Genomic DNA, 5,043 nt, shown 5'->3' with positions numbered 1-5,043 from the left:
GGCCGCTGCAAACCCGCCGGGTGAATGCCCGGCGGCATGGACGACCAGCAGTAAGGGAACTATGTGAAGCGAAGCAGTCCGCTGTCACCGCTGTTGCTGGGAGCCTTCGGGCTCCTGGCCCTGAACTTCCACCCGGTTGCCCAGGCAGCCGATGATATAGACCCCCACCTGCGCCAGATCGGGCCGTCGCTGCTACGCGATGCGCCCGAAGCGGTGCCCGCCCGCCCCCCCATCGGCATGGCCCCGGTCGCCAGTGGCGAACGGCTGAGCCTTACCGACGCAGTGCTGCAGGCAGCGCAATGGCACCCGAGCATCACAGAGGCCATCGGCAACCTTTACAAGCAGGGCGAAGGCATCAACGTCGCCCGAGCGGGGTATTACCCACAGATTTCCGGCGGTATCCGCACCGGTTATGACACCGGCTATGGCGGCGACCGCAATAGCCAGGCCCTGAACCTGTCGCTCAAACAAATGCTCTATGACTTCGGCAAGGTCGACAGCGCCGTCAACGCGGCCCAGGCTGCCGCCGCCCGGGCACAGGCCAATATCCTGCTGGTGGTCGACGATCTGGCCCGCGACACAGCCTATGCCTGGATCGAAACCCGCCGCTACGAGCAGCTGATGACGATTGCCCGCGACCAGATTCGCGGCGTGGGCGACATTGCCGGCATGGCCCGCCAGCGCAGTGACATGGGCGCCAGCACCCGTTCCGACGTGGTACAGGCCGAGTCCCGCGTGGAAAGCGCCCGTGCCACCCTGGAGGAGTACCAGTCGCAGTACGAGCGCTGGCGCTCGACCCTGGCGGCGCTGATGGGTCGCGTTACCCCTCCGGCACTGGCCGAGGGCTCACCCGCCGAGCTGGACCAGGCCTGCAAGCGCCCTGCTCAGGGTGATGACCGCCTGCCCGCCGTGCTGATGGCCCTGGCCCAGCGCGCACAGGGCCAGGCCGAGCTGGCCCAGGCCAAGGCGGAGGCCTACCCTACCCTGTCGTTGCAACCGCAGGTCAATCATTACCTGGACGACGACTACAACCGCGATAACGCACGGCTGGACCGCACCCAGGCGGGCATCTACCTGAACGTCGAAGTCCCCATCTACCAAGGGGGCTCCATCAGCGCCCGCACCCGCGCTGCCGGCCACGCGCTGACCGCCGCCGACTCCGCCGAAGACGCCGCACGGCTGCAGGCGCGTCGGGGCCTGGCGGAGGCCAAGGCGCAAACCTCCGGGCTGGGCCGCCGGCTGACTTCGCTGGAAGCCCGCCAGGTCAGCATTCAGGAGGCACGCATGCTCTACGGGCGTCAGTACCTGGACCTGGGCACACGGCCACTGCTCGACCTGCTCAACGCCGAGCAGGAGATCTACCAGTCACGCTTCGAACTTGCCGGCACCCGCTCCGATCTGCTGCGCCTGGATGTCGACTGCCTGTACAACACCGGCGCCCTGCGCACGGCCTTTGGCCTTGAGGGGCGCAACCTGCAAGGTGTGGAGATCCAGCCATGAGTGATTCGATCGATGTGACCCTGCCCAACCAGGCGCCCGCGCCGGAGCAGGCCGCCGCGCACCGGCCAGACCTTGGCCCCTGGCTTGAGGTGATGTTGCAGGTGGCACACCATTACCGCCTGGACGTATCACCCCAGCGTATTCGCCTGGCGGCTGCGGAGGATGCCCGCCCGTTAAATGAAATCCTCCGCCACATGGCACGTCAGGCGGGGCTGGCATTGCGCTTCGTGCACTTCGATGCCAAGGGCCTGCGGCAATGGCGCACGCCGCTGGTGCTGGAGCTGGACGACGGGCAGCTGGCGGTGGTCGAGTCGGTGACCGAAGAAGACGACCTGGCGGTGGTGTTCGCCGGTGACCAGGGCCTGACTTCGCGCCTGCCCCGCGACACCCTGAAGGGCCGTATCAACCGCGTTGCCCTGCTGCGCCCGGCCCGGCCACTGCGCGATGTGCGCACCGACGACTACACCGCGCCTTACGACCGCCACTGGTTCGCCCGCATCGTACTGCGCGACCTGCGTCCCTATGGGCAGGTGATGGTCGCGTCACTGGTGGCCAACGTGCTGGCGCTGGCCGGCGTGCTGTTCTCGATGCAGGTGTACGACCGAGTCATACCGGCCGAATCCCTGCCCACCCTCTACGTCCTGTTTGGCGGTGTGGTGTTGGCACTGGTGTTCGACTTCAGCATGCGCCTGCTGCGGCTAAAGGTGACCGACCTGCTCGGCAAGCGCGCCGACCTGCGGGTGAGCGACCTGGTCTACGGCCATGCCCTGCGCCTGCGCAACTCGGTGCGGCCGAAGTCCACCGGCTCGTTCATCTCGCAGTTGCGCGAGCTGGAGTCGATCCGCGACCTGATCACGTCCAGCACCGCCACGGTGCTGGCCGACCTGCCGTTCTTCCTGCTGTTCCTGTTCGTGTTCTGGCTGATCGGCGGCGTACTGGTGTTCATCCCGCTGGTCGCGCTGCTGGCCATGGTGTTGCCCGGGTTGCTTGCACAACGGCGCCTGGCACGGTTGGCCAATGCCTCGATGCGTGAGTCGGCGCTGCGCAACGCCATGCTGGTGGAAAGTATCCAGGGCCTGGACGAGATCAAGGCACTGCAGGCAGAGGCACGCTTCGAACGGCAGTGGAACCAGTACAACGCGGCCTGCGCGCACACCAACCTGCGCCTGCGCACCCTCACCAACGGCCTGGTGACCTGGACGCAGAACGTGCAGGGTGCCGTGTTTGCCGTGGTCATCGTGATCGGCGCCCCCATGGTCATCGCCGGCGACCTCACCACGGGTAGCCTGGTGGCGGCATCCATGCTTTCATCGCGGATGATGGCACCGCTCGCCCAGCTGACCCATGTGCTGACCCGCTGGCAGCAGGCCAAGGTCGCGCTGCAAGGCCTGGACAAGCTGATGCAGTCGCCGGTCGACCACCCCGAAGGCGAAGCCCGCGTGCACCTGCCGGCCATTCACGGCGAGTACCGCCTGCGCCAGGCCAACTTCCGCTACAGCGAAGACTACCCGCCAGTACTGAACATTGGCCGGCTGGATATCCAGCCGGGCGAGCGCATTGCTGTGCTGGGCCGCAACGGCGCCGGCAAATCAACCTTGCTGCAGGCGCTGGGTGGGGCCATGGACCTGGTGCAGGGCGAGATCAGCCTGGACGGCATCGCCATGGCCCACCTCGACCCTGCTGACCTGCGCCGTGACGTCGGCCTGCTGCCGCAGTACGCGAGGCTGTTCCACGGCACCCTGCGGGAAAACCTCACCCTCGGCGCCGGCCAGGCCAGCGACCAGGAACTGGTGGCCGCGCTGGCCGCCACTGGCGCACTGGACTTCGTCCGCCGCCTGCCCAAGGGCATGGACCACTTGATCCTCGAAGGAGGCCTGGGCTTGTCTGGCGGCCAGCGCCAAGCCCTGGTGCTGTCGCGCCTGCTGGTACGCCAGCCGCAGGTGCTGCTGCTGGACGAGCCGACCGCGTCGCTGGACGACATGACCGAGCGCAAGCTGCTGGATAACCTGGAGCGCTTCTGTCAGGGCCGTACACTGGTGATCGCAACCCATCGCCTGAGTGTTCTGCAGCGGGTCGACCGCATCCTGGTGCTGGACGCCGGGCGCATCGTCATCGATGACGCGCGCGATGCCGCGCTGGCCAAACTGCAGGGAGCCCAGGCATGAGCAACCATGAACTCCCGGCTTCCTACCTGGACGGGCAGGACGACCAGGCGGTATTCCGCGCCGGCCGCATCATCACCCTCTGCGCGCTGATGCTGGCTGCGTTCCTGGCCTGGGCGGCCTGGTTCGAGGTGACCGAGGTATCCACCGGCACAGGCAAGGTCATTCCAAGTTCGCGAGAGCAGGTCATTCAGTCGTTCGAGGGCGGTATCGTCGCGCAGATGAGCGTGGCCGAAGGCGACCTGGTCGAGCGCGGCCAGGTGCTGGCCCAGCTCGACCCGACCAAGACGGCTTCCAGTGTGGGTGAAAGCGAAGCCAAGTACCGCGCTGCCAGGGCCAGCCAGGCCCGCCTGCAGGCAGAGGTGACCGGCAAACCACTGACCTTCCCGGAGAGCCTGCGCGACTCTCCTGACCTGATCGATGCCGAAACCGCGTTGTACCAGACCCGCCGCCGCGGCCTGGAACAGACCCTGGCGGGCATTCAGGACTCGTTGCAGCTGGTGCGCAGCGAGCTGAAGATCACCGAGAACCTGGCAAAGATGGGGGCCTCCAGCCGGGTTGAAGTGATCCGCCTGAACCGCCAGCGTTCCGAGCTGGAACTCAAGGCCAACGAGGCACGCTCGGACTATCTGGTGCGCGCCCGGGAAGAACTGGCCAAGGCCAGCGCCGAAGCGGACGCCCTGTCGGAAGTGATCCGCGGGCGCAGCGACTCGCTCACCCGCCTGACCCTGCGCTCGCCGGTGCGCGGCATCGTGAAGGACATCGAGGTCAACACCCTGGGTGGCGTGGTGCAGCCTGGTGGCCAGGTGATGAAGATCGTGCCGATGGACGAACGCCTGCTGATCGAAACCCGCATCGCGCCACGGGACATCGCCTTCATTCACCCCGACCAGGCGGCCAAGGTCAAGATCAGTGCCTATGACTACTCAATCTACGGCGGGCTGGACGGCAAGGTGGTGGGCATCTCGCCGGATACCCTGCAGGACGAGGTCAAACCGGAAATCTACTACTACCGCGTGTTCATCCGCACCGAACAGGACAGCTTGCAAAACAAGGCCGGCAAGCGTTTTGCGATCGTGCCAGGGATGATTGCCACGGTGGATATCCGAACGGGCGAGAAAACCATCCTCGATTACCTGATCAAGCCGCTGAACCGAGCCAAGGAGGCCCTGCGTGAACGCTGATCCAGGCGTTTACACACCTCCCCCTGTGGGAGCGGGCATGCCCGCGAACACCGGCGAAGCCGGTGCCATGTACCGCGTCGCACGCTTCGCGGGCATGCCCCACAAGGGTCCCAGGCGCTCCGGAGTAGTGGGCATCTCGCCGGACACCCTGGCCAGAATCCATCCTCGATTATCTGTTCAAGCCGCTGAACCGGGCA

At 66.5% G+C, this 5,043-nt stretch carries 3 protein-coding genes; all 3 read left to right on the top strand.

Annotation, left to right across the window (positions count from 1 at the left end; translation table 11 throughout):
- Positions 1–63: 63 nt before the first annotated feature.
- From PRJ_RS04235 to PRJ_RS04225, 3 genes are read left to right on the top strand one after another with little or no spacing between them, the layout of a single operon-like run.
- Complete coding sequence (locus tag PRJ_RS04235) at positions 64–1,500, top strand: TolC family outer membrane protein (protein WP_104960800.1); 1,437 nt, start codon at positions 64–66, stop codon at positions 1,498–1,500.
- A complete protein-coding gene (locus PRJ_RS04230) occupies positions 1,497–3,665 on the top strand; it encodes a type I secretion system permease/ATPase (protein ID WP_003247299.1) in 2,169 nt (722 codons plus the stop codon). The genes PRJ_RS04235 and PRJ_RS04230 overlap by 4 nt, the downstream gene beginning before the upstream one ends.
- Complete coding sequence (locus PRJ_RS04225) at positions 3,662–4,846, top strand: HlyD family type I secretion periplasmic adaptor subunit (protein WP_104960799.1); 1,185 nt, start codon at positions 3,662–3,664, stop codon at positions 4,844–4,846. Before PRJ_RS04230 ends, PRJ_RS04225 begins: the two co-directional genes overlap by 4 nt.
- Positions 4,847–5,043: the final 197 nt, after the last annotated feature.

Source organism: Pseudomonas sp. XWY-1, from assembly GCF_002953115.1.
Lineage (GTDB): Bacteria > Pseudomonadota > Gammaproteobacteria > Pseudomonadales > Pseudomonadaceae > Aquipseudomonas > Aquipseudomonas alloputida.
This window is presented reverse-complemented; position numbering and strand designations above follow the sequence as displayed.